Raw genomic sequence first — 23805 nt, forward strand, 5'->3', positions numbered from 1 at the left:
CAGGTTTAACACAATGAAGTTTTCCTTCACGCACTTATCCAATTCGCTGAACAGGCCAAGCCCATAAAGCACTTCATCTAAATCCTTATTGCTCCCGTTGCTTCTACCATTTATGCAGGCAACGTCAACTTTTTAGTTGAAAAGCCGAACACTTTTCCCTGCATTACGTCTTAGCCCGGCTCGGTAGCGCTACTTGCCGCGTACAGCTATAGCGTTCATCATCTGATTTCCAGGAAGGCTATATAAATAGAGCACTAGATTAAAATTGAATTAAAGAATGTTGCTATAAATGAATTTATAGTGCATTTTTACAAATTAATCCAAGATTGCTTATATGAGTAAACAACTTGTGACCGTCGTGATACCTGCGTATCTGGCTGAACCATCTGAGCTAGAGAAGATTTCACTTTCTCAGATCCTGGCTGTTTTGCACAAGCACCCTATAACGTTCATGGTGCCCACCGACCTCGATACAACGTGGTATGAAGACTTCTGTCGGGGCAAAGCCGATGTTCATATCGAAAGATTCAACTGGAAAGGGCACGAAGCATACGGTGAGTTGTTACTCAGCCCCGAGTACTATCAGCGCTTCTCCAAGTACGAGTACATGCTGGTTCACCACATGGATTCGTTTGTGTTCCGGGATGAGCTAGAGAAGTGGTGCCACATGGGCTACGACTTTCTGAGCGCGGTTATTTTCCACCCGCAGTGGACGGCCATCGTCGATCAACCTTTCCGCAAGGCCATCGGGTTTGGGGCGCCAGAGTATTTCGGCAACGGTGGTTTCGCTCTCAAAAAAATCGATACGTTTTACCGCATTACCTCGAAATACAAGTTCTACATCAAGCTGTACAACTGGATTAGAAAGCGACGCAAAAAGCAATTGCTGGAAGATCTTTTTGTCATGCAGCACTTCCCCAAACTCTCCAAGTTCAAGGTACCTGCTAAGGAATTAGCCCAAAAGTTTGGGGCCGAGTATGTGGAATGGGAAGAGCAAGACTTGCCCTTCAGCAATCAAAACATTAACAGCTTACCCTTCGGCGTCCACGGCTGGATTCAGTTCCACCAAGACTTTTGGCGGCCTAGCATTCGGCAGTTCGGCTATAGCGTCTGACGTAGCCACTGGGCATTAAAGCGAGGATTGCCTGACAGCACCAAGCCGTTGTGCTGAGCATAATAGGCTGCACATCTATGTGATGTGCAGCCTATTATGTTTTTGCGCTGTTCTTATTTCTCTCCTTCAGTTTCTCACTTAGAAGCGTGCTCCTAGCACCACTGTTTTTCGGTAGTCTCGCTTTTCGCCGCTGTTCGGTTTCAGCAATTCAATCTGCACCACGTAGTACCCCACTGCCGCTTTCTGGCCTCTATCATTGAGCCCGTCCCATTGAAAAAAGCCAGTGGCAGCCAAGGTTTCGTTACGTACTAAGCGGCGCGTTAGACGGCCTTGGGCGTCATAGATAGTCACGCTAGCGGCATAGCCAGGGCTGTCGAGGGTGTAGTTGAGGGTGGTAAAATCCTGTTGCCCATCTTCATCGGGGGTGAATACTTCAGGCAATAGGCTGAACTGTTGTCCTCCGCTTGCGTCGATTTGCTGCTGGGAATTACGGCGGCCAGGCGTGGCATAGCCTACGGCGCTAGCCGCCGAATGAAAGTTGCTTGGTACGCTTGGTGCGTCCGCTCGAATTCGCTCTAACGAGACGCCGTTCAGATCATCGAGTAGCCTCAGGTGGTGCTCTTCACTATAGGCGTAGCGGTCCAAGGTGTGGTTTTGCGCATCCCGGACAATCACCACGCCAGCATCATCGGGGTAGGTTGGGAAGCCAGCCATTTGCAGGAACGAGGCCGGCTCGGCGCTGGTCGGGTATTGGCTCTGCACAACGTCGGGGCGGGTGGTGAGCAGCAAAAACTGGCCGGGTGCCAGCACATAGGCGCTGCCACTCACGGGCTCCTGGTCTATAGTACCATCTGCTTTTTCGATGCCTAATTGCCAGCCTTGCACGTCAAGGTACTTAGTTGAACGGTTGAAAAGCTCCACAAAGTCTACAGCATTCGTGCGTGGGTTAAACAAAATTTCATTGATTACCACATCGCCAGCGGCTGCGGGCGCAGGCAATGCAAACGTAGCCGATGTAGCAGGACCCGCCGCATTGCCCACGCAGTCGGTAGCGCGTTGCACGGTCATGGTTAGGGGTTGGTTAGGCTGCATGGCAGCACCTAGTGTCAGATCTACTGCCCGGAAATCGGGGGCTACGGGCGCCACTCGCGTAATAGCCATAGCGGGTGTAAGCGTATACAGTGCCGGAGTGGCCGCGGCCGTGCTGTCTAGCTTTTCCCCGAAAAACAGCCGTATCGTAATTGGGCTTAGTGCCAAAGTGCGTAACAAGGTAGGTGCCGTGCGGTCGGTATTGGCGGCGCGCGCAGCATTAGCCCGGCCGGGTGTGCCGCCACTGGCATCAGTACTGGCGGTCCAGTTTTCGATGCCGGCGCAGGGGTTGCTGGCATCTACCATTTCTAGGCTCCAACCCCCATCCTTCTTGCGGCTGTCTTTGTACCAGGTATCAGAGTAGTTGATTTCAAACAGCGTCTGGCCGTTGCGCCCGCGCAATACGAGTTCGTCGCCAGCATTCGTGAGGCTTGGAAAATTGGTTAGCCCGAATACCTTGCCGAAAGCGGCAAACTGAGCTGTACGCGCACTGCTACATACTACGGCGTATTCGCCTGGCAGCAACACCGCTCCGCTCGGAAACACTGCCGGATTACCAGTGCTGTTGGGTTTGAGCAGCCGAACACCGGCTAAATCCATTACCGCCGTAGCCGAGGGATTATGAATTTCCAGGTACTCCGACGCGGGCAGCCCGACTACCGGAGTTTCATCGGCAAATATTTCAGTGATGAGTAATTGGTTCAAGCTAGGTGCTACCGCAAACCCATTGTTTTGAAAGCTCACAGTAAGTGTCCCGACAGCAGTGTTACCGTACAAGTCGGTGGCGCTGCGAACCTCCAAGGTGTTAGTGCCAAGCGGCAGGTTGGCGCCGAGCGTCAAGTGAACCAGGGCGGCATCGGCAGCATCGCGCTGCGCGCTGAGTACAGTAGGCGCCCCGGTAGCAGCTAAGCGGTAGTTGGCAGCTGCTTGCGTGGCGGCTACTGGCTCGCTGAAAGTTACGTCAAGTTGTCGGGCGGACACCACAGTTGCGGACAACGGGGCAGGCGGCGCTGTATCCGTCACCCGGAAATCATCAAAATAAAAGGACTTGCTATTAGCTGATGAATACGTCAGCGCTACCCCGAAATACGCGCCGTGGCGCAATGTGGCATCTGTGGCAGTGCCTTCGCTCACGTAGGTGGTGCCACCGGCTACATCTCGTTCCAAGGTCCAAACGTCCTGCGCCGAACGGGTTACTCGGACGCGCACTACGTTGTTGGTTGTAGAATTGAGAGTAGCATCAGTGCCGTTTACCACGTACACTGGCCCCCCGGTAGCATCCTTGCGGAACAGTGAGACTTCGTCGGTGGTACCGCCGAGGCGCACGAAGTAACCGCGATTGCCGGTGGCTTTCAGGTCTGCTTGTTCAGAAAGCAGCCACACGTCGGCATAGTTGCCGCTGCTGGTGGCTAGCCGCAGGTTCGCCCAGAACTCCCACGTGGTGGCACCGGCAAGTTGCACGGATGTTACGAGCTGCAAACTGGTGCCAGTGACGGCGGGTCCGTTGCTTTGGAGTTGCTGCGCTGCAACCTGAAAACTGGCAGCATCGCCCGTCCAAGCGGGGTTTTGCGTGAGATTACCGTCGGCGAAAGTATCGAGGAGTTGGGCAGCTGCCGTCAAAGGCGCCAGCAATAATAGAAGTAGCAGTTTTTTCACAAACACAGATATAATTGCACGCCAAGCTGGCGAGAAATAGTTGCAACAAATAGCCTTCTAATTTATTGAACAAAGCCGGGAGTTGCTGCACTTTTTCTTTATAAAGCACGGTCAGAAAGATAAAAGTGACAACTGGCCTTACCTTTATGGAATCCAAACCTTAACAACCATGAAAGTAGCCGTAGTAGGTGCCACCGGTTTGGTCGGTGGCGAAATGCTCAAAGTGTTGGCCGAACGTAACTTCCCGGTCACGGAACTCCTACCCGTTGCCTCCGAGAAATCGGTAGGGCAGGAAATCGAATTCAAGGGTAAAAAGTACAAGGTGGTGAGCATGGACGACGCCATTGCAGCTCGTCCGGCGGTAGCTATCTTTTCGGCTGGTGGTTCGATATCGAAAGAGCAGGCTCCGCGCTTTGCCGAAGTGGGTACCGTTGTTATCGATAATTCCTCGGCTTGGCGCATGGATCCGACCAAAAAGTTGGTGGTGCCCGAAATCAACGCCAAGGAAATTACGGCCGACGATAAAATCATTGCCAATCCCAACTGCTCGACCATTCAGATGGTGGTGGCCCTCAACAAGCTTCACGAGGCCTACAAAGTGCAGCGCATTGTAGTGAGCACCTACCAGAGTGTGACGGGCACTGGCAAGAAAGCCGTGGATCAGCTTATGGAAGAGCGCGCCGGCCAAGCGGCCAGCAACCCCGCGTATCCCCACCCCATCGACCTGAACGTACTGCCTCACATCGACGTGTTCGAAGACAACGGTTACACCAAGGAGGAAATGAAGATGGTGAAGGAGACCAAGAAAATCATGGGCGACGACAACATCCGCGTGACAGCCACTACTGTGCGCATCCCCGTGATGGGCGGCCACTCCGAATCTGTGAACGTGGAGTTCGAGCAGGAATTTGAGTTGGAAGATGTGTTCCGCATCCTGCGCAACACGGAAGGTGTCGAAGTAGTCGACGACGTAGCCAACAACCGTTACCCCATGCCCAAAGACGCCCACGGCCGCGACGCGGTCCTTGTTGGACGTCTGCGCCGCGACGAAACGCAACCGCGTACCCTCAATATGTGGGTAGTAGCCGATAACCTGCGCAAAGGGGCTGCCACCAACGCCGTGCAAATTGCCGAGGCAATGATGAAGATGGGCTTACTGCAGGAAGTAGCAGCTACCGTTTAATAACAGAACTGTTTTAAAGCTATAGTGAAGCCTCTCAAACTATGTTTGGGAGGCTTTTTGCTGTGTATTTTCAGCTGTATTTTTCTTGGCAAACAACCCGCAGCAACCGAAACCTGATAAGCGAAAACGCCCTACCTTGAACACTCAACTTTATACTCATCCGTTCATACTTGAATGAACCCCACCAAGAAAGCTAGCTATTGGAGTGCGCTGACCGGGCTGCTGCTCGTTGTTGCGACCAGCTTGTTTGCTCAGACCACTTCTCCACCCGCCGCGGCCTCAACTGCAACGCAGGTTTACACCTTTGTAGAGCAAATGCCCCGGTACAACGGGGGCGGCAACGACTCCATTATAGCGTATCTACGGCGTAGCACCCGCTACCCGGCTGAGGCTATTCAGGCGGGCGCCAGCGGCAAAGTGTTCGTCACGTTTGTGGTGAATGCGCAAGGACAAGTGGAGCAGGCACGGGTGGTGAGGCCCGTGCATCCAGCACTGGACCAGGAAGCCTTGCGCGTGGTAACGGCCATGTCGGTTTGGCAACCGGGGCAGCAGCAAGGTAAACCCGTAGCTGTGGCTATGACGGTACCCATCAGCTTTGCCATTCAGCAGCCCACCCCCGATCCTACGGCCATTGTGGATGCCAAATATCCGGGTGGTCCGGAAGCACTTCTCGCTTATTTGCAGTCCATTCCATACCCGGAAGCCGCGCGCCCGGTGGGGTTGGATGCGCGGGTGTTCATTCAGTTCAAAATCGACAAAGAAGGCAAGGTGATAGAGGCAAAGCCAATTGGACCCCTCATGCGCAAGCCGCAACAAATCCCGTCGCCGCGAGCTGAAATTGACGCGGCAAAATTGGCACTGGAAAAAGCTGCAACACAGTGGATACAAGCAATGCCCACCTGGACTCCGGCCACCTTAAAAGAGGTACCCGTGGAAAGCGACATGTTTGTCATGCCGCTCATCTTCAACCCGGTTCCTTCCACAGCTTCTAAAGAGAAGATATACCCCTACGCCGATCAGATGCCGACGTTTAATACACAACCCGACAAATACGATCTTCAGGCCAGCATACGACGCAGCGGCTTAAAATATCCTGCGCAGGCCTTGCGCAACCGCCAAGAGGGCACCGTTTATCTGTATGTAGTAATCAACGAAACCGGCGCCTTTGAACAGGTGCAAGTGGTAAGATCGGCCGGTGCGGAGCTGAACCAGGCCGTTTTGGAAGCAGTACGCAACCAGCCTGCAGCCGTGACACCAGCTCAACTCAAAGGCAAGCCCGTAAAAGTATTCTACGTGTTACCGTTCACGTTCAATATTAGATAAACTCCAAGGCAGCAACCACCTTGAAGTCGCTCACTTTATTTTAGCGCTACAACTGAAAGACTAGTCCCGCAAATCCCTCTATGGCGCGCCGGGTGTCGGCGGGACGCTCCAAAAAGCCTACATGGCCTACGTTAGCTAGCCACAGCACCATACTGTGGTCGGCTAGCAAGCTTTCTTTGTGAATTTTCTCTAGTGGAACAGCTTTGTCGTCTTTGCCAGCAATGAACAGTACCGGGTAAGTAGCTTTGCGCAATACATCATACCGCTCGGCGCGTCGGGTTAAGGCATCGAGGCTACCTAGAGCTATTTCCAGGGGTACGGCAGCAGCTACACGTTGGAGCAGGACTACTTCGTTGGTCATAGATTCGCGGTGGCTCGGTGAAAACTGCGGCTTCAAGAACTCTTCGGTGTACGCCTCAACCCCGTGTTGCGCTAGAAAATCACGGTTGCGCTGATGCCGCTCGTGGTCTTCTTCTTTCTCTGCCGAGGCCGAGGAGTGGAACAAGCACAGGCCTGCCACCTGCCCTGGATATTTCTCGGCAAAGGCCAAAGCCACGAAGCCGCCCATGCTGTGCCCTACTAACAGCACGCGGTGCGCGTGCTGCTCTGATAGGTAGCGCTGCACGTACTCCGCTGCTGCTTCCACTGAATAGTCAGCAGGTGGCGTAGCATCGGGACCGTAACCAGGCAAGTTGGGGCAGAGAGTGTTGTAATCGGTGGGGAAGTCGCGCAAGAAGTCGTGCCAGATTTCATTGCTTTCCAGGAAGCCATGCAAAAAGACAATGGTGGGTTTAGAATCAGCCATAAAGAACAGTGCCAGTAAAAACAAACGGCCACCCAGCAAGCTGAGTGGCCGCTCATGCGTACGTGCACGCTCCCCTAGGCGTTAACGTCGAGGTGCTTCGTCTACTATTGAAATCAACTTCCCACGAAGCCTGGCAGTATCTAACTTGCTAGCTCAGAAACTTGGCTTATATCAGGCAAGTGACGCGTAATGGTGCTGCCAACAACGTTGTGTACCTTGCCAATACTATGCTAAAGAAGGAGCAAATAGGTTAACTCTTTCACCTTGATTTGTTCAACTACATTTAATCTATCTATACTCTTATGAATAAGCACCTTCTTTTGATTTCCAGCGCATTTCTACTATTAAGCAGGCCTATATCGGCTCAGTCGCTGAGCCCTACTAGTTCAGATACTGTTCGGGTGGGAGGCAAGATATATACCTATGTTGAGCAGATGCCTGTGTTTCCGGGCGGTCAAGCTGCCCTGTTTCAAACTATCGGTCAAACCATCATCTACCCTACCGAAGCACTTCAGCAGCGGTTGGAAGGCCGGGTCTTCGTCAATTTTGTAGTTGGTAGTTCGGGCAAAGTACAGGATGTTAAAATTTCCAAAGGAGCTCACCCCCTACTCGATAACGAAGCAATGCGGGCCGTCAGTGCGCTACCATCCTTTACGCCAGGCAAACAAGTTGGCCGACCGGTTCCGGTTGCCTTTACGCTGCCTATTGTATTCAAACTTCCTACCAATATCGAGCAGATTTTGGCCGAGCGTGCCAACCCTACACCGCAATCTTCCATAGCAACTAGCTCTGACACAGAAGCCAAATACCCAGGCGGGCCCGAAGCACTTCTCGCCTATTTAGCAACCGCTCCTTGTCCAGAAGCAGCTCGCGCCGCACAAGTACAGGGGCGTGTGTTCGTCAAGATTAAACTCGATAGTGACGGTAGAATAACGGAGGCCAAACCTTTGGCTTCGCCTAACGCTACACAGCTAGTCAATGGCAAAAGCCGTGCTACTACCGAGGCCCTCAACAAAGTGCTGGAGCAAACAGCTATTCAATGGGTAGCCGCAATGCCTGCCTGGATTCCGGCTCGCAAGAATGGCGCTGCTGTTGCTAGTTATAGCATCACTTTGCCTGTTGTATTTGGTCCTTCCCTAGTTGCCACTGAAAAGGTATATCCTTACGCCGATCAAATGCCGGTGTTCAAAAACCCTGTAGAGGCCGGTGGCCTTCAGGCAAGCATACAGCGGGCAGCTACTTATCCTCCTCAAGCTATGCGCAACAAGGTGCAAGGCACCGTATATGTCTATTTTGTCGTCAACGAGGTCGGCACATTAGAACAGGCGCAGATTATCAGCTCGCCTAGTTCAGAGTTAGATGCTTCCGTTTTGGCAGCCATACGCAGCCAATCAGCGGCTATAACGCCCGCTCAGCACCAAGGCAAGCCCGTAAAGGTGTTCTACGTCATGCCATTCAACTTCCGCATGATATAGATAAAAGACCGTTACAACGCCGCTGCTTTTAAGCAATGATGCATTTGTCTTACTTACTTAAAGCATCACAGCAGCAGCTTTTTATAGTATTGCTCAGCTATTCCCAAATACCCTACCCGCAAAATCCACCACGGCTTGCCGCGTGAGTTCTGGCTTCTCGAAATAGCCAAGGTGCCCGACGTCGCTCAGAAGTAGCGCGTGGCTTTCATTAGGCAGCACCAGTTGTGGTAGCAGGCTTTCTACGGTTACGGCTACGTCGTCTTTGCCACCAATAAAGAGCACTGGAAACTCCGCATCTTTTAGCACCTTGGTGCGGTCAGGTCGGTTGCGCATGGCTTCGAGCGCACCCAGTACAGTGGCTTCGGGTGTGGAACGGCCAATTTCTTCCAAAAACTCGCGCTGCTCCCGCATGTGCTCCCGATTGGCCGGCGCAAACAGCGGCCTTATAAACGAATCCATAAACTTCTCGACGCCATGGCGACGTACGAAATCCATGTTTTTGTCGCGGTTCGCCTTTTTTTCGTCGGTATCGGGTAAGGCCGTGGAGTGGAATAACACAAGGCCAGCCACCTTCTCGGGGTAACGTTCGGCAAAGGCCAGCGCCACGTAGCCACCCATGCTATGGCAAACCAATAATGTCTTCTCCACCCCTTTCTGACGCAACTGCTCGACCACGTAACGCGCTTGCGCTTCCATGCTGTAGTCGCGCACGTCGTGTACGTTGGTGCCGTGTCCGAGCAGGTTGAGCGTAAGCAGCCGATAACCGGCCGGAAACTCGCGCGTGAAATCAGTCCATATCTCCCGGCTTTCGGCGAAGCCATGGAGAAAAAGGATGGTAGGGTGTGAAGAGGCCATGAGAAATGACGCCGCTATGCAAGCGGCTGTGCTAGTGAACCGCCACAATTACGCACATTTGCTTTGCTTGTTATCACGCTACACTATCTACATGTCTTCTATCGAGCGCAGTAATTTCCATTATGTAATTGCTGTTATAGCTGGTTTACTTGTTGCCCTCCTTGGCCGTTTTGCTTTTGCTACTCGCTTATTGAATGATGCGGGCGGGCTGCTCATGCTGTGCTTTCTGGTGCTTATCCCGATGGCCCTAGGGGCTACAACGGCACATTTCACACCTCCTACCGCCAAGTGGATGTGGCGCACAGTGTGGAGCCCTTTCCTGACAGTTTTGCTATTTCTGTTCACGGCTTTGCTCCTTCATTTAGAGGGGCTGATTTGCGTGCTGATCATTTCGCCGCTATTTCTGGTCACCGCTTGCGTGGGTGCATCGCTCTACATACGCTTCACCGAAAACAGACCCGACAGAAACAAGACCTACACACTTGCTGCTTTTGCCCTCCTGCCCTTCCTGATGGCCCCAGTCGAAAGCCAGTTCGCTGCGCCCAACGAGTTGCGCCGCGTCGAAAACACCGTAGTTATTGCAGCGCCCATCGATGTAGTGTGGCAGAACATTATCCGAGTTCTACCCATTCAGGCAACTGATTTAGGCCCGAGTGTAATAGACAAGATTGGCTTTCCGCGCCCCGTCGAAGCCACTCTCACCCACGAAGGCATTGGCGGCGTCCGTCATGCTACCTTCGAGCGCGGCGTCGAGTTCATTGAAACAGTCGACGTTTGGGAACCACAACGCCGCTTGTCATTCAGCATCGTACCCAACACGGCCACCATTCCTCCCACCACCTTCGACGAGCACGTAACGATAGGCGGGCGCTTCTTCGATGTACTACGCGGCACCTACGAATTGGAAGCCGTGGGAGCCGGCCATACGCGCCTCATCTTGTATAGCCAGCAGCGCCTAAGCACGCGCCTCAACCCCTACGCCGGCCTTTGGACCGACTATGTAATGAGCGAAATCCAACGGCGGATTCTGACCGTTATTCAGCGGCGTTGCGAAGCCAGAGGCAATAAAGGTTCTCTTAGCAGCCACAAACAGAAAGAGCAGGCCAACTAAAGTAGCCTGCTCTTTTTATGGCAATATTGTTCTTAAACTCGCTTAGGCGAGTACTTCTTCTTTTTGCTTGATGAACTGCACGTTGGCGAACAGCTTCACATCGTCGCCGAGTACGATGGAGCCAGCTTCGGTTACGGCGTGGAAGGTCAAGCCAAACTCTTTGCGGTTGATTTTGCCGGTTACTTCAAAACCCGCTTTTTCATTGCCGTAAAAGTCAGTGGCAGTGCCGCCAAACTCTACGTCCAACGTTACGGGCTTGGTAACGTCTTTTACAGTCAGGTTACCAGCCAGTTTATAATCATCACCCTTCTTGGTAAGCGAGGTCGAGGTGAAGGTGATTTGCGGATAGGTAGCGGCGTCGAAGAAGTCATTGTTGCGCAAGTGCTCGTCGCGCTGCTCCTGGTTGGTGTCGATGCTGGCTACGTCGAGCGAGAACGTAACTTGGGCGTTTTCGAAGGTGTCGTTTTCTGATACAGCATGGCCTTCAAATTTCTTGAAAGAGCCAGTTACCGTCGAGATAACGAGGTGCTTGATCTTGAACTGTACTTCGGAGTGCATCGGGTCGAGGACCCACTTGGTAGCTGCCATGAGTGTAGGCGTTGCGAGGATAAGTTATAAAACACCTTGTGGGCTTGCGGCCCTTTCAGATGACCTTACAAATGTATGTACATTATTTAAATACATGTACGTACATCGATAAAAATATTTTTTAATGTTTCCTCTCTTACTCACGTACGGCCATTAAAACGCAGAAGCCGAAGTAGCTAATGCTACTCCGGCTTTCATGAGATACACTTATCAATCCTGACCTAACCTACAGCAGTACCGTTTCTATAGTAGCTCTAACTGCTACTTTACCACTCAACTCTCGCATAGCGGTGGCAATACCTTCGGCATCGAAGCCGCATTCTTTGTAAAGTTCGTCTTGGGTGCCGTGCTCTACCACTCGGTCAGGGATGCCGAGGCGGCGGATTGGGAGGCTGTAGCCGTGGTCGGCCATGAACTCTAGTATTGCCGAGCCGAAGCCACCTTGCAGGCAGCCGTCTTCTACTGTTACGAGGGCTTGGTACTGCTGGCAAATGGTGTGAAGCAGCTCTTCGTCCAAGGGCTTGCAGAAGCGCATATCGTAATGGCCTGGATTAAGCCCTTCGGCCACCAGCTTCTGAGTGGCCTTGGTAGCATAATTACCGATGTGACCGATGCTAAGCACTGCCACACCTTCGCCTGCGCGCACCACCCGGCCCTTACCCACCGTGATTTTCTTGAGCGGTTTGCGCCAATCCGGCATCACGCCCTCACCCCGTGGGTAGCGGATACTGAATGGGCCCGCGTTTTCGGGAAGCGTGGCCGTGTACATCAGATTACGCAGTTCCTCTTCGTTCATGGGAGCCGAAACTACCATGTTCGGGACGCAGCGCATATAAGCTATGTCGTAGCAGCCGTGGTGGGTGGGGCCGTCGGCGCCGGCAAAACCGGCACGGTCGAGGCAGAATACTACGTGCAGGTTTTGCAACGCCACATCGTGCAGCACCTGGTCGTAGGCGCGCTGCATGAACGACGAGTAGATATTGCAGAACGGAATAAGGCCCTGCGTAGCCATACCCGCCGAGAACGTCACGGCGTGCTGCTCGGCAATGCCTACGTCGAAGGCGCGCTTGGGCATGGCGGCCATCATCAGGTTCAACGACGAACCTGAGGGCATAGCCGGCGTCACGCCCATAATTTTATCGTTCTGCTCGGCCAGTTCGATCATCGTGTGCCCGAATACATCCTGGTACTTGGGCGGCTGCGGCGTCGAGTAGGTTTTCTTGCTGATTTCGCCCGTCACCTTGTCGAACAACCCGGGGCGTGCCACAAGGTCTGATCTTTCTCGGCCAGCGCGTAGCCCTTGCCTTTCACCGTCACGCAGTGCAGAATCTTTGGGCCGGGGATGCTCTTTAGGTCATTCAGGATGGTAGCCAGATGCTGCACGTCGTGCCCATCAACCGGACCAAAATAACGGAATTTCAGCGCCTCAAACAGGTTGCTTTGCTTGAGCAGCGTCGCCTTCATAGCCGACTCCACTTTGCGGGCAATCTGCTGCGGGTTAGGGCCAAACTTGCTTAGCTTGCCCAACACGTTCCACAGTTCGTCGCGCACTTTGTTGTAGGTGCGGGAGGTGGTGATGTCGGTGAGGTATTCCTTGAGCGCACCTACATTCGGGTCAATGCTCATGCAGTTATCATTCAGGATAACAAGCAAGTTGGAATTCGTGACCCCAGCGTGGTTGAGCGCCTCGAAAGCCATACCGGCCGTCATGGCGCCATCGCCAATTACAGCAATATGCTGCCGATCGAATTCGCCTTTGTAGTCTGACGCTACGGCCATGCCAAGGGCGGCGCCAATGCTGGTGCTGCTATGGCCCACGCCGAAGGCATCGTACTCGCTTTCCTTGCGCTTCGGAAAGCCCGACATGCCGTTGTAGCGGCGGTTGGTCGGGAATCGGTCGCGGCGGCCGGTCAAAATTTTGTGGCCGTAGGCTTGGTGGCCCACATCCCACACCAACTGGTCGTAGGGTGTGTTGAAGACGTAATGCAGGGCTACGGTTAGTTCTACTACGCCTAGCGAAGCCCCGAAGTGCCCCCCGTATATCGAAACCGTATCAATAATGAACTGACGTAGTTCCTGACTTAGTTGTACCAATTGGTCCTGACTAAGTTTTTTCAGGTCGTCGGGCGAGTCTATGGCCGCCAGCAATTCACCGGGTTCGACAATCATGTATAATAGAGGCAGTTGGGGATAAGGCAACAGCCGACATGCCCAAAAGGTTAATAGACCTCAGGCCGCCTGCTGCGTACGACACCCAAAGTTACGGGTTTTCTGTTCGGCCGGTTCAGGCTAAAGTTGGTTTACGAGCTGGCGCCTCTCCACAATTAGCAAGCCAAACCAACAGTTACTACGGTGGTAAAGGTCAAAAGCACATAATCTAAATCGTTCTTAATTAACGCTTCTTTAACGACCTACCCTAGCAGAATGCCTACTTTTGATTTACGATACCTGCGCATCACTCATGCCTCATACCTCAGCCGATCAACAAACTGAAGACCAGCAACTACTAGACAAGCTTCGCCCTTCGCGCATTGTCTTGCCAGTGCTGATTGGGCTAAGTGTCGTCGGTTTCATGTTCTGGCGCAGCTACAAACCCGGCGATTTAGCTCCCCTGGCTAACGCCAAACCCATCTGGCTTTTGGTGATGGTGGCCGTACTCCTGGCCCGTGACGCCGGCTACGTGTACCGCATCCGCTACCTCACCCAGAAGGTACTCACTTGGCGCGCCTCCCTTGATGTCATCATGATTTGGGAATTTTCATCGTGCGTGCTGCCTTCGGCGGTGGGGGGCACGGCGGTAGCCCCGGTGCTCTTGCATAAAGAAGGCATTCCGCTCGGCAAATCGGTGGCGTACATCATGGCTACTGCCATGCTCGACAACTTGTATTACGTATTGGCGGTGCCACTGGTCGTACTCATTGGGGGCGATGCACTGTATCCGCATGAGGCATTGCAGGGCGGTTTGGTGGCCACGTTGCGCATCGGCTTTATTGCGAGCTATGTGTTCGTTACCATCTATGCGCTGCTGATGCTGTACGCCATCTTCATAAATCCACGGTCGGTGAAGCGACTACTAGTGCGGCTATTTTCAATGCGTGGGCTGCGTCGCCTGCGCGGCAAAGCCTACAAAATGGGCAATGAGATGGTGCTTGCTTCTGCTGAGCTACGCGGCAACGGTTGGGGCTATTGGCTGCGGGCCTCCCTCAGCACGGCCTTCGTCTGGACCGCCCGTTACTTAGTTATTGGCTGCCTGATTTCAGCTTTCATTGATGTTACCTGGCCGGAATTCTGGCTGATTTTTGGCCGTAATCTAACCTATAAAGTCATCTTGCTGATTGCTATTACGCCTGGCGGCGCCGGCATTGCGGAAGGAGCCTTCCCTACCTTCTTCGGTAAGTTCATCGGTACACCCACCATGACCAACTTCATGGTGCTGCTTTACCGCCTCGTCACCTACTACTTATATTTAATACTAGGCGCCGTGTTCCTCCCCGTTGGATAGCTCGAATTTTTGGCTCCCGCAAAGCGAAAGCAGTTATGCATTCGTAGCTCAATTCCTTTCTCGCTACTAAATCAGATGGTTCGTTCCATATAAGAAGAGCCGTTTGATTAATCTGATTCATAGAGGAGCTATGCTAAGCGCAACCGAAGTATCTTGCTCGAATTGTTGCTCGAACATGATGGGACTGCCTGTGCATTAAAAAAGCCTTTCCACTGTGGTGGAAGGGCTTTTTTATTTTTCCAGAAATAGAAGCGGTTGCGCTTAACGCTATTCCTTTTCGAGCCGCAGCTCAGCGCCTTCGGGGCTTTTCAACGTTAGCTTGTCGTCGGTTAGGGTTACCACATCGAAGCTGTTGCTTTGGGCAGCGCCGTCGGGAGTCATGGTGATTTTTTTGCCGGCTTGGTCGAAGGTGTATTTGCCGTTTACAGCGCCAGCAGCAGCCGTCATGTTGTATTGGCCGTTGGCAAAGAAGGTGATGCGCTCATCTTCCTGCGCGTCGGTTTGTTTCACTTTATCACCGGTGGAACTCAGTTCTTTATCTGTTTTCCAGACCTTGCTTTGGGCGCCATATAGCATATTGACACCTTCTACTTTACCTTCTTTACTACCGCAAGCAGAAGTGAACAATACTAGCAGCATCAGCAAGCTGGCTACGTAGCGAAAAGGAGAGGGCATGTTTTTCATTGGTATCAGGGAGTAAAGGTGAAAATGGGAGAGAGCTTTCTACCGCTGCCTGCTAACCGCAAGCTTAAGTAGTATTGCGCCTCTTACGACGGGCTTCCGCAAGATGTTCAGCTCACCTACTGTTGACTTACACAAAGCCGAACTTCTTGCCTGTGTCAGCGTATGATGCCAAACACCGTGGCCATCAACTGCATGAAGATGAGCTGCGTTCTGCATCCACCTTAAACCAACGCACGACCATGGGATTGTTTGATTTTCTCTCGAACGAAGGCGAAAAAAAGCCAGTAGAACCCGCTGCTAAGCCTGCCGCTGGCGGAGCCACCGATTTCTTCGGCAATCCTGCTCAACCAACGCAGCCTGCCGCTGCGCAAGGCCAAAGCTACACAGTAGTAAGTGGCGATTCGCTGTCCAAAATTGCCAAAAACCACTACGGCGATGCCTCCAAGTGGCACCAAATTTACGATGCCAATAAAGCCACTATTGGCTCCAACCCCGACCATATTGAAGTAGGCCAAGTGCTGACTTTGCCAACACTCTAAAAGAATTTCCTCTTAGAAATTTTATAAAAGCCGCTCTGATTCAGAGTGGCTTTTTTTATGCATAAGCTTTCTAAATTCAGAGCAACAAAACTGGTTACGGGTAAGCAGCACAGCAGTAGCAACGGCGTCTACACAGCGCAAGGCGTTTGAGCGACACTCCCTTTACACGCTTGATAGTCAGTAGAATCTGATAGCTGTATCTTACAATTGAACGGCAAAATTGCCGTAAGAGGAAAGCGAAAAAATAATTCTGGTTTGTGTTGCGAATATCAAATCCGGTTATACATTTGCAACACCTAGCACGGTACTCCCCGCTTACGGTGGGACAGTTTTTTCAGATTTATACAGAAGTGGCGAGAGAACAGGCTCCCTGACCCACTGGCAACCTTCGTTGAAGCGAAAGGTGCCAATTCCTGCCCGATCCGGTATTGCCGGCGGGAGAGATAAGTTGAGTACCATGAAAAACAACCTGAATTCCGCTTTCCATTTCCTATCCGCTCTAGTCGCCTTGCTGCGCACTGGCTCGCCGATGGGTTTTCGTATGTCGCCTGTAGCTGTTCCAGCCGCCCGAATGCGAATGCGCCGCTGTTGTAGCGCTTGTTGTTGCTGTTGTTAGTCGCATAGCGGCTCCGGCACACTCCTCCCTCCTTATTGCCCCGCTTGCAAGCACCGGTACGCCTTAGGCTCCTGTGCTAGGTCTGCCACACCTGCGCCACGGCGTTTCGGTTGGCACTAGGCGGTCCTGCTACAGCTCTTTGTGGCCTCATTTCCAGCAGAATACACTCTTTCTTCCTACATACATTCCTTAACTCAGCTGAACCATGTCTGCTTCAACCCATCACTTCGAGACGCTTCAACTTCACGCTGGCCAACAGCCCGACCCTACCACTGGCTCGCGTGCCGTCCCGATTCATCAGACCACTTCCTACGTTTTCAAGAACGCAGAGCACGGCGCTAATCTTTTTGCCTTGAAAGAGTTCGGCAATATCTATACTCGTTTGATGAACCCCACCACCGACGTGTTCGAGCAGCGCATTGCAGCCCTCGAAGGTGGCGTGGCGGCACTGGCCGTATCGTCGGGGCAGGCCGCACAGTTCATTGCGCTCAATAACATCCTGCAAGCCGGCGACAACTTCGTGAGCACCTCGCACTTATATGGCGGCACGTACAACCAATTCAAAGTAGCGTTCAAGCGCTTAGGCATAGAGGTACGCTTCGCCGATGGCGACAAGCCGGAGAGCTTTGAAGCTCTCATCAACGAGAACACCAAAGCTATTTATCTGGAGACGATTGGCAACCCAAGCTTCAGCATTCCAGATTTCGAGAAGATTGCGGCTATTGCCGAAAAGCATGACCTACCTCTCATCGTAGACAACACGTTCGGTGCGGGCGGTTACTTGTTCCGGCCCTTAGAGCACGGTGCCCACATTGTGGTGGAATCGGCTACGAAGTGGATTGGCGGGCACGGCACAAGCATCGGCGGTGTAATTGTGGACGGCGGCAAGTACGACTTCGGCAATGGCAAGTTCCCGCAGTTTACGGAGCCGAGCGAAGGCTACCACGGCTTGGTTTTCAATGATGTGTTTGGCAAAGGTGGGCCGTTCGGCAACATCGCCTTCATCATCCGGGCCCGGGTGGAAGGCCTGCGCGACTTCGGTCCTTCGCAGAGCCCCTTCAACTCCTTCCTGCTGCTGCAAGGTCTCGAAACCTTGAGTTTGCGTGTGGAGCGCACCGTAGAAAACGCCTTGCGCATTGCTACGTGGCTAGAGCAGCACCCACAGGTAGAAGCCGTAAACTACCCTGGCTTGAAGAGCAGCCCGTATAATGCCCTAGCGCAGAAATACCTGAAGCGCGGATCTGGTGGAGTGCTCACCTTCGCCATCAAAGGCAGCAAGGACACGGCCACTCAGTTCATCGACAACCTGAAGCTAGTAAGCCACCTGGCCAACGTGGGCGACGCCAAAACGCTCATCATTCAGCCGTCGGCCACCACGCACCAGCAGCTTTCCGAAGACGAGCAACGCTCGGCCGGTGTGACGCCTACCCTGTTGCGCCTATCGGTGGGCATCGAGCATTTCGAAGATATTCAGGCCGACTTGCAACAGGCGTTTGAAGCCGTGAGCAACGCCGCGCCTCTGCAATCTGATTCTGATGCTACGAGCGGCGACGCGCTGCCCGAGCAGGAAGTGGAACACGCTGCTGTGCTGGAAGTCTAGTGAGAGGGGCAGACCTGGCCGACTGTGAGAGGGCGGCCGGGTCACTTCCAGCAGCAAATGCAGCGCGTGGGTGGGAAGGCGGTTTTTTTGTGAGAGAGGGAGCCGCTTTTTCCATTCCACAATAGCACGGGTTGAGCGGCTTTGCCGGCTCAGCCCGTTGGCTATTTGTACTGAGTAGGTCAAAAGAGCAGTCTACTCATTCTAGCGTCGGCCACCCAAAGCCAGACGTTCTTTTCCTCTCTCATTACTTTATTACCTCGCAACCAATGCCTGACAACCAAAGCTTCTACCTACCCGAGCCCCTGACGCTGGAAAGCGGCGAGGTGCTCACGGGCGTGGAAGTAGCTTACCGCACCTTCGGCACTCTGAACGCAGCCCACGACAATGTGGTGTGGGTGTGCCACGCCCTCACGGCCAATGCCGATGTGCTGAGCTGGTGGCCAGGCCTGTTTGGACCGGAATGCTATTTCGACCCGGCCGACTGGTTTATTGTGTGTGCCAATGTGCTTGGCTCCCATTATGGCTCGACGAGCCCGCTTTCCCCCGCGCCCGAAACCGGTGTGCCTCGGTATCAGCAGTTTCCGCTGCTCACCATCCGCGACATAGTAGCAGCGCACGAAGCATTACGTCAACATCTAGGTCTAACGCAGATTCACACGCTGATTGGCGGCTCTTTGGGCGGCCAACAGGCGTTGGAATGGGCGATTCAGCTACCAAACGTGTTTGAAAACTTGGTGCTACTTGCTACCAACGCGCAGCACTCGCCTTGGGGCATTGCCTTCAATGAGGCGCAGCGGCTCGCCATTTTCGCTGATCCTACTTATTACCAGGCAACGCCCGATGGTGGAGCAGCCGGTTTGCGCGCAGCCCGCGCCACGGCATTGCTTAGCTACCGCAGCTACGGGGCTTATGGCGAAACGCAAGCAGAATCTACCAACGATAAAATCGACGATTTCCGGGCCAGTGCCTACCAGCAATACCAGGGCGACAAGCTAGTGGCGCGTTTCAATGCCTACACGTACGTGGCACTGTCTAAGGCGATGGATTCGCACAACGTAGGGCGTGACCGTGGCGGCGTGGCGGCGGCTTTGCACCGGGTACGGGCCCGCACGCTGGTATTGGGTATCACATCTGATGTATTGTTTCCGCCTGCGGAGCAGCAGCTCTTGGCCCACCACATTCCGGGTGCCATGTACGCCGAAATGGATTCTCGCTTCGGCCACGACGGCTTCCTGATTGAAACGGCCCACATCACGCACTTTTTAGAGCGTTTTCACGCCTACTCCTTCGCGCATTAACCTCACCGCCGTTTTCTACTAGGGAGACGGGAGCAGGTATTCACTATTCAACTTTTTCTTATGAGCTCGAACACTTCCTATCCGCCCCAATCAACTTGGCAGTACTTCTTGGTGGCTGCTCTCTTGATGGGACTTCTGCTGTTAGCCGGATGCGGAGGAGCGGGCGGTGAGACCAAGGCCACTCAACCCGAAACTATTCGGCTGGACTATGCCTACTACAACCCACTGAGCTTGGTACTGAAACAGCAAGGCTGGCTGGAAAAGGACTTAGCTACGCAAAACATCAAAGTGGAGTGGGTGCTCAGCCAAGGCAGCAACAAGGCACTGGAATTCCTAAATGGCAGCAGCATCGACTTCGGCTCTACGGCTGGTGCGGCGGCCCTGATTGGTAAAGCTAACGGCAACCCTTTGAAAGCCATCTACATCTACTCGAAGCCAGAGTGGACGGCGCTATGCACCGGGCCGAAATCCACTATTAAATCGGTGGCGGACTTGAAGGGCAAGCGCGTGGCGGCTACCCGCGGCACCGACCCATATATCTTCTTGCTCCGCGCCCTCGACCAAGCCGGACTGAGCGAAAAAGACATCGAACTGATTCCATTGCAACACCCCGACGGCCGCGCTGCCCTAGAGAAAGGCGACGTAGACGCGTGGGCCGGCCTCGACCCGCATATGGCCAAAGCCGAGCTGGAATCAGGTGCTAAACTGTTCTATCGCAACGCCGACTTCAATAGCTACGGCGTGCTGAACGTGCGCGAGGAGTTTGCTAAGCAGAATCCAGCGTTGGTCGACCAAGTGTTGGCTGCCTACGAAAAAGCCCGGCAATGGGCCGTTGAGCATCCCGAGGAACTAAAGAAAACCTTGGCCACCGAAGCCAAGCTCAGCGAAGCCGTTGCGGCTAAGCAGCTAGAGCGCACCGACTTTACGAACATCACGTTCGGCCCGCAGCAGCGCAGCACCATTTCTGCCGCCGGCGACGTGCTCAAGAAAAGCGGCGCCATCGACCAGAATGTGGACATCAACCAAACCGTCAGCAACCTGATTGACACGCACTTCGCCGACAAAATCGCGCCGGTTAAGGCAAAAGCCACTGCGGCCCGATAAGCCCCACCCGTCGTTCCGAGCAACGGAAGACTAACAGTGCACCTACCTAGTATTCATGTCCGAATCTTCCTCGATTTACGTCCCAACTGCTAGCGCACCAACTCCGGTTGTCACTGGCACGCCAACGCAGCAATCTGCGACTCCGCGTACGCTGAGCCGTTGGGGCTGGCTGCGGGGCGCTATACTGCCTGCTGCGTTGCTGCTTGTTTGGGAAGTGCTGGCTCGCGTAGGTGTTTTGCCGCCCAACTTGCTACCAGCGCCTTCACGCGTGCTGGCCACCATCTGGCAGATGGCGCTTACGGGCGAGTTGTGGGAGCACCTCGGCATTACTTTGTGGCGCGTTGGTTTAGGCTTCGTAGTGGGCAGCGCCCTAGCTACGGTGTTTGGAGCACTAACGGGTTACTCCCGCATCTTAAATCAGCTGCTCGACCCCCTGCTGCAAGGCATCCGCAACATTCCGTCGTTGGCGTGGGTGCCGCTGTTCATTCTGTGGATGGGCATTTACGAAACCTCGAAGGTGGTGCTGATTGCCGTGGGCGTGTTCTTCCCGGTGTATCTCAATTTGATGAGTGGCATTCAGGGGTGGACCGCAAGCTGGTCGAAGTAGGCCGGGTGTATCGGCTTTCCGGGTTGCAGTTGGTGCGGCGCATCTTCATGCCAGCTACCCTTCCGGCTTACTTTGTGGGCTTGCGCAGCGGACTAGGGTTGGGGTGGATGTTTGTGGTAGCAGCCGAAATCATGGGTGCCAACAAAGGCTTAGGCTTTCTGCTGGTCGACGGCCAAATGACGGGCCGCCCCCAAACTATCCTGGCGAGCATCCTGCTCTTCGCTGTGCTAGGCCAACTCACCGACGCGCTGCTTTCCTTACTCAGCCGCCGCCTACTCCGCTGGCAGGACACGCACCGGGTAAGTCACTAGTAGAAAATCAACTGCTAGTTAAGCGGCCACTTAGCTCAATCTTTCAACGACTCACCCTCTATGCTCCGCATCAACCACATCAGCAAACAGTTTGGGCCCGTGCTGGCGCTCGATAATATCGATGTGCACGTGCGGTCGGGTGAAATTGTGACGCTGGTTGGAACAAGCGGCTGCGGCAAAAGCACGTTGTTGCGCATTGTGGCCGGGCTGGATGCCCCAACAAAGGGCCGAGTGCTCATCGATGAGGAGCCTATTACGACCCCGCATCCGGCAGTAGGCGTTATTTTTCAGGAGCCGCGCCTGATGCCGTGGCTGACGGTTCGCCAAAACGTGCAGTTCGGCATCGCCAGCTTGTTGGCGGGCGAGCAAGAACAGCGTACCTCGGCGGTGCTAGAACGGGTAGGGCTTGCGGCCTTTGCGGAGGCCCTGCCGCGGCAACTTTCTGGCGGAATGGCGCAGCGAGTGGCTATTGCGCGGGCGCTGGTGGCGCAACCGTCGTTGCTGCTGCTCGACGAGCCGTTTAGCGCCCTCGACCCTTTCACTAAGATGAAGCTCCAGGATCATCTGCTCGAAATCTGGTCGTACGACAAGCCTACGCTGCTACTGGTTACGCACGACATCGAAGAGGCTCTCGTGCTTTCCGACCGGGTAGTGGTGCTGCGCGGCCACCCTGGCCGCATTCATCAAACCCTGACGGTAGATCTGCCCCGTCCTCGTCGTCGCACTGATCCTGCTTTCCAACTGTGGAAACAACGCTTACTCGACGCCCTGGACACAACTATCGACGAGCCGTTGCTGGCTTAATCACACTTATTCTATTCCGCTTGAAATCCGCTCATATGGTAGCTGCTAAACAAACCCTGCGTATTGGTCTCATTGGTTTTGGTTGCGTAGGACAAGGCCTCTACGATATTCTCGAACAGCGTCCCGAAACAGGCTTCGAAGTGGCGCGCATTGCCGTAAAGAATCCCACGAAGCCCCGCAGCCTGCCCTTGAGCCGGTTCGATTTCAGCGCCGACGAGTTGCTTCAAGATACCACGCTCGATGTGCTGGTAGAAGTTATCGACGATGCCACCGAGGCCTTCCGGCTGGTAAGTGAGGCGTTGCGCCAGGGTCGGCGCGTAGTGACGGCCAATAAGGCCATGCTGGCGCGTCACTTGCCGGAATTGGTGCAGTTGCAGCAGGAATCGGGTGGGAAGTTGCTGTACGAAGCGGCCGTGTGTGGCAGCATCCCGATTATCCGGACGCTAGATGCGTATTTCGGCGAGGAGCCCCTGCGGAGCGTAACAGGTATTTTGAACGGGTCGTCGAACTACGTGCTGACGCGCATGGGCGAAGAAGGCTCTGACTATGCTCCTGCCCTAGCGGAGGCGCAAGCCAAAGGCTTCGCTGAAACCGATCCTACGTTGGATATGGGCGCTTTCGACCCGCGTTCCAAAGCCGTTATTCTGGCAGCCCACGCCTATGGTACTTTCCTTCAGCCCGATGAAGTGCTGAACTTAGGCATCGAGAGTATCAATGCCGTTGATATTGCTTTTGCAGCAGCATTAGGCCGTAAAATCAAAGTGGTAGCGGGTTTGCAGCGCCTACCCGATGGCCGCGTTACGGCTCTGGTTACACCCTTGCTGGTTGCTCCTTCTTCCCCACTTTACTCTGTTGACCACGAGTTCAATGGTGTCCTGATTGAAGCCGATTTTGCTGGTGAACAGTTTCTGCGCGGCCGGGGTGCGGGTGGACACCCTACGGGCTCGGCAGTGCTGGCCGACTTGGCTGCAATTCGGCAGGGTTACTCGTACCAATATCCCAAGCTCACTGCTTCGCCTCTCACCTACGCCACCGACTTGGAACTCGAAATCTACCTGCGGACCGACGACGACCGTCTGATCGACGCCCTAGATTTCAGTGAAATTTCGGAAGAGGCTGACGAAGACGGTTATGTAGTAGGCTTTGTGGCTCTTTCTAACCTGTTGCGCGTGAAGGAGCTAATTCACAAGTTCGGAGCCTTTGTCGTGCGTACCGGTGTAGTGCGGCCCCTGACGTCTACCACCCCCGCCCTAACGCAGGAAGTTAGTTTGTAGAACTTGTTCAGGGACGTACTAGCCAGTTGAAATAACGAAACTGCGCTACGGGCAGACCGGCAACACGATGATTACGCATCATTGTTCTGCTGGCCTGCCCGTAATACTTTCATGAGTAGCCTAGTCTACAAGAGAAGGAGGATGTTTGCTACCCAACAAGCACTTGGCTACCTAATTATATTCTTAAAGCAAGTGGAAAAGGGATTCACAGTTGAATCGTACGGCTGTCCTTTTATGCGAGCTTCTTTTTAAGTAATATTCAAGCGT

Annotated in this window: 19 protein-coding genes, 1 pseudogene and 1 riboswitch; of the genes and pseudogenes, 14 read left to right on the forward strand and 6 right to left on the reverse strand. The window is 53.9% G+C overall.

Features of this window, described 5'->3' with window-relative positions; translation table 11 throughout:
• The first annotated feature begins 334 nt into the window (after positions 1-334).
• Positions 335-1114, forward strand: a complete 780-nt coding sequence (locus MUN86_RS20015; protein ID WP_245119764.1) for a DUF5672 family protein — start codon at positions 335-337, stop codon at positions 1112-1114.
• A gap of 138 nt (positions 1115-1252) precedes the next feature.
• On the opposite strand, the gene MUN86_RS20020 is transcribed toward MUN86_RS20015, so the two are convergent.
• Entirely contained in the window at positions 1253-3859 is a 2607-nt protein-coding gene (locus tag MUN86_RS20020; protein WP_245119765.1) for a lamin tail domain-containing protein, read from the reverse strand.
• A 169-nt stretch (positions 3860-4028) separates the two neighbouring features.
• On the opposite strand from MUN86_RS20020, the gene MUN86_RS20025 reads away from it, so the two are divergent.
• Both MUN86_RS20025 and MUN86_RS20030 read left to right on the forward strand, forming a co-directional pair.
• Entirely contained in the window at positions 4029-5042 is a 1014-nt protein-coding gene (locus MUN86_RS20025; protein WP_245119766.1) for an aspartate-semialdehyde dehydrogenase, read from the forward strand.
• A 174-nt stretch (positions 5043-5216) separates the two neighbouring features.
• Positions 5217-6365: an energy transducer TonB gene (locus MUN86_RS20030; RefSeq protein ID WP_245119767.1), complete on the forward strand. Its 1149-nt coding sequence runs from the start codon at positions 5217-5219 to the stop codon at positions 6363-6365.
• A gap of 46 nt (positions 6366-6411) precedes the next feature.
• On the opposite strand, the gene MUN86_RS20035 is transcribed toward MUN86_RS20030, so the two are convergent.
• Positions 6412-7170, reverse strand: coding sequence for an alpha/beta fold hydrolase (locus MUN86_RS20035; RefSeq protein WP_245119768.1), 759 nt, complete (start codon positions 7168-7170; stop codon positions 6412-6414).
• Positions 7171-7472: 302 nt separating this feature from the next.
• Between MUN86_RS20035 and MUN86_RS20040 the strand changes: the two genes are divergently transcribed.
• Complete coding sequence (locus MUN86_RS20040) at positions 7473-8645, forward strand: TonB family protein (protein WP_245119769.1); 1173 nt, start codon at positions 7473-7475, stop codon at positions 8643-8645.
• A gap of 93 nt (positions 8646-8738) precedes the next feature.
• Here MUN86_RS20040 and MUN86_RS20045 read toward each other — a convergent pair whose 3' ends face one another.
• Positions 8739-9500, reverse strand: coding sequence for an alpha/beta fold hydrolase (locus MUN86_RS20045; RefSeq protein ID WP_245119770.1), 762 nt, complete (start codon positions 9498-9500; stop codon positions 8739-8741).
• A gap of 91 nt (positions 9501-9591) precedes the next feature.
• Here MUN86_RS20045 and MUN86_RS20050 point away from each other — a divergent pair, with 91 nt between their 5' ends.
• Positions 9592-10611 carry an SRPBCC family protein gene (locus MUN86_RS20050; protein WP_245119771.1) on the forward strand — a complete coding sequence of 340 codons (1020 nt, stop codon included), beginning with the start codon at positions 9592-9594 and terminating at the stop codon, positions 10609-10611.
• Positions 10612-10653: 42 nt separating this feature from the next.
• Here the strand turns inward: MUN86_RS20050 and MUN86_RS20055 are convergent, their stop codons facing one another.
• Entirely contained in the window at positions 10654-11199 is a 546-nt protein-coding gene (locus MUN86_RS20055; RefSeq protein ID WP_245119772.1) for a YceI family protein, read from the reverse strand.
• 226 nt (positions 11200-11425) lie between these two features.
• Positions 11426-13368, reverse strand: a pseudogene (gene dxs, locus MUN86_RS20060) (1-deoxy-D-xylulose-5-phosphate synthase).
• Between the two features lie 292 nt (positions 13369-13660).
• Between dxs and MUN86_RS20065 the strand changes: the two are divergent.
• Complete coding sequence (locus MUN86_RS20065) at positions 13661-14701, forward strand: lysylphosphatidylglycerol synthase transmembrane domain-containing protein (protein ID WP_245119773.1); 1041 nt, start codon at positions 13661-13663, stop codon at positions 14699-14701.
• Positions 14702-14968: 267 nt separating this feature from the next.
• Here MUN86_RS20065 and MUN86_RS20070 read toward each other — a convergent pair whose 3' ends face one another.
• Complete coding sequence (locus tag MUN86_RS20070; protein WP_245119774.1) at positions 14969-15385, reverse strand: lipocalin family protein; 417 nt, start codon at positions 15383-15385, stop codon at positions 14969-14971.
• Positions 15386-15624: 239 nt separating this feature from the next.
• Between MUN86_RS20070 and MUN86_RS20075 the strand changes: the two genes are divergently transcribed.
• From MUN86_RS20075 to MUN86_RS20110, 8 genes are all read left to right on the forward strand, one after another.
• The gene (locus MUN86_RS20075) at positions 15625-15924 is read left to right on the forward strand and encodes a LysM peptidoglycan-binding domain-containing protein (RefSeq protein ID WP_245119775.1); all 300 of its coding nucleotides are present in this window, start codon (positions 15625-15627) and stop codon (positions 15922-15924) included.
• 337 nt (positions 15925-16261) lie between these two features.
• A riboswitch (SAM riboswitch) is annotated at positions 16262-16374 on the forward strand.
• 371 nt (positions 16375-16745) lie between these two features.
• A complete protein-coding gene (locus MUN86_RS20080) occupies positions 16746-18140 on the forward strand; it encodes an O-acetylhomoserine aminocarboxypropyltransferase/cysteine synthase family protein (protein ID WP_245119776.1) in 1395 nt (464 codons plus the stop codon).
• A gap of 266 nt (positions 18141-18406) precedes the next feature.
• Positions 18407-19438, forward strand: a complete 1032-nt coding sequence (locus MUN86_RS20085) for a homoserine O-acetyltransferase family protein (protein WP_245119777.1) — start codon at positions 18407-18409, stop codon at positions 19436-19438.
• 60 nt (positions 19439-19498) lie between these two features.
• Entirely contained in the window at positions 19499-20542 is a 1044-nt protein-coding gene (locus MUN86_RS20090; protein ID WP_245119778.1) for an aliphatic sulfonate ABC transporter substrate-binding protein, read from the forward strand.
• A 55-nt stretch (positions 20543-20597) separates the two neighbouring features.
• The gene (locus MUN86_RS20095) at positions 20598-21149 is read left to right on the forward strand and encodes an ABC transporter permease (RefSeq protein ID WP_245119779.1); all 552 of its coding nucleotides are present in this window, start codon (positions 20598-20600) and stop codon (positions 21147-21149) included.
• Positions 21125-21460 carry an ABC transporter permease gene (locus MUN86_RS20100; protein ID WP_245119780.1) on the forward strand — a complete coding sequence of 112 codons (336 nt, stop codon included), beginning with the start codon at positions 21125-21127 and terminating at the stop codon, positions 21458-21460. The genes MUN86_RS20095 and MUN86_RS20100 overlap by 25 nt, the downstream gene beginning before the upstream one ends.
• A gap of 60 nt (positions 21461-21520) precedes the next feature.
• Positions 21521-22264: an ABC transporter ATP-binding protein gene (locus MUN86_RS20105; protein ID WP_245119781.1), complete on the forward strand. Its 744-nt coding sequence runs from the start codon at positions 21521-21523 to the stop codon at positions 22262-22264.
• 20 nt (positions 22265-22284) lie between these two features.
• Positions 22285-23538 (forward strand): homoserine dehydrogenase, encoded by a 1254-nt coding sequence (locus MUN86_RS20110; RefSeq protein WP_245119782.1) that lies wholly within the window; start codon positions 22285-22287, stop codon positions 23536-23538.
• Positions 23539-23805 lie beyond the last annotated feature (267 nt).

The sequence above is a fragment of the Hymenobacter volaticus genome (genome assembly GCF_022921055.1).
GTDB lineage: Bacteria > Bacteroidota > Bacteroidia > Cytophagales > Hymenobacteraceae > Hymenobacter > Hymenobacter volaticus.

Bases quoted from the DNA above. Each gene is read 5' to 3' on its own strand.
- MUN86_RS20075 (WP_245119775.1), top strand. From the start codon at position 15,625: ATGGGATTGTTTGATTTTCTCTCGAACGAAGGCGAAAAAAAGCCAGTA.
- MUN86_RS20085 (WP_245119777.1), top strand. From the start codon at position 18,407: ATGCCTGACAACCAAAGCTTCTACCTACCCGAGCCCCTGACGCTGGAA.
- MUN86_RS20065 (WP_245119773.1), top strand. From the start codon at position 13,661: ATGCCTCATACCTCAGCCGATCAACAAACTGAAGACCAGCAACTACTA.
- MUN86_RS20105 (WP_245119781.1), top strand. From the start codon at position 21,521: ATGCTCCGCATCAACCACATCAGCAAACAGTTTGGGCCCGTGCTGGCG.
- MUN86_RS20095 (WP_245119779.1), top strand. From the start codon at position 20,598: ATGTCCGAATCTTCCTCGATTTACGTCCCAACTGCTAGCGCACCAACT.
- MUN86_RS20090 (WP_245119778.1), top strand. From the start codon at position 19,499: ATGAGCTCGAACACTTCCTATCCGCCCCAATCAACTTGGCAGTACTTC.
- MUN86_RS20080 (WP_245119776.1), top strand. From the start codon at position 16,746: ATGTCTGCTTCAACCCATCACTTCGAGACGCTTCAACTTCACGCTGGC.
- MUN86_RS20045 (WP_245119770.1), bottom strand. From the start codon at position 9,500: ATGGCCTCTTCACACCCTACCATCCTTTTTCTCCATGGCTTCGCCGAA.
- MUN86_RS20015 (WP_245119764.1), top strand. From the start codon at position 335: ATGAGTAAACAACTTGTGACCGTCGTGATACCTGCGTATCTGGCTGAA.
- MUN86_RS20030 (WP_245119767.1), top strand. From the start codon at position 5,217: ATGAACCCCACCAAGAAAGCTAGCTATTGGAGTGCGCTGACCGGGCTG.
- MUN86_RS20025 (WP_245119766.1), top strand. From the start codon at position 4,029: ATGAAAGTAGCCGTAGTAGGTGCCACCGGTTTGGTCGGTGGCGAAATG.
- MUN86_RS20050 (WP_245119771.1), top strand. From the start codon at position 9,592: ATGTCTTCTATCGAGCGCAGTAATTTCCATTATGTAATTGCTGTTATA.
- MUN86_RS20035 (WP_245119768.1), bottom strand. From the start codon at position 7,170: ATGGCTGATTCTAAACCCACCATTGTCTTTTTGCATGGCTTCCTGGAA.
- MUN86_RS20040 (WP_245119769.1), top strand. From the start codon at position 7,473: ATGAATAAGCACCTTCTTTTGATTTCCAGCGCATTTCTACTATTAAGC.
- MUN86_RS20055 (WP_245119772.1), bottom strand. From the start codon at position 11,199: ATGGCAGCTACCAAGTGGGTCCTCGACCCGATGCACTCCGAAGTACAG.
- MUN86_RS20070 (WP_245119774.1), bottom strand. From the start codon at position 15,385: ATGAAAAACATGCCCTCTCCTTTTCGCTACGTAGCCAGCTTGCTGATG.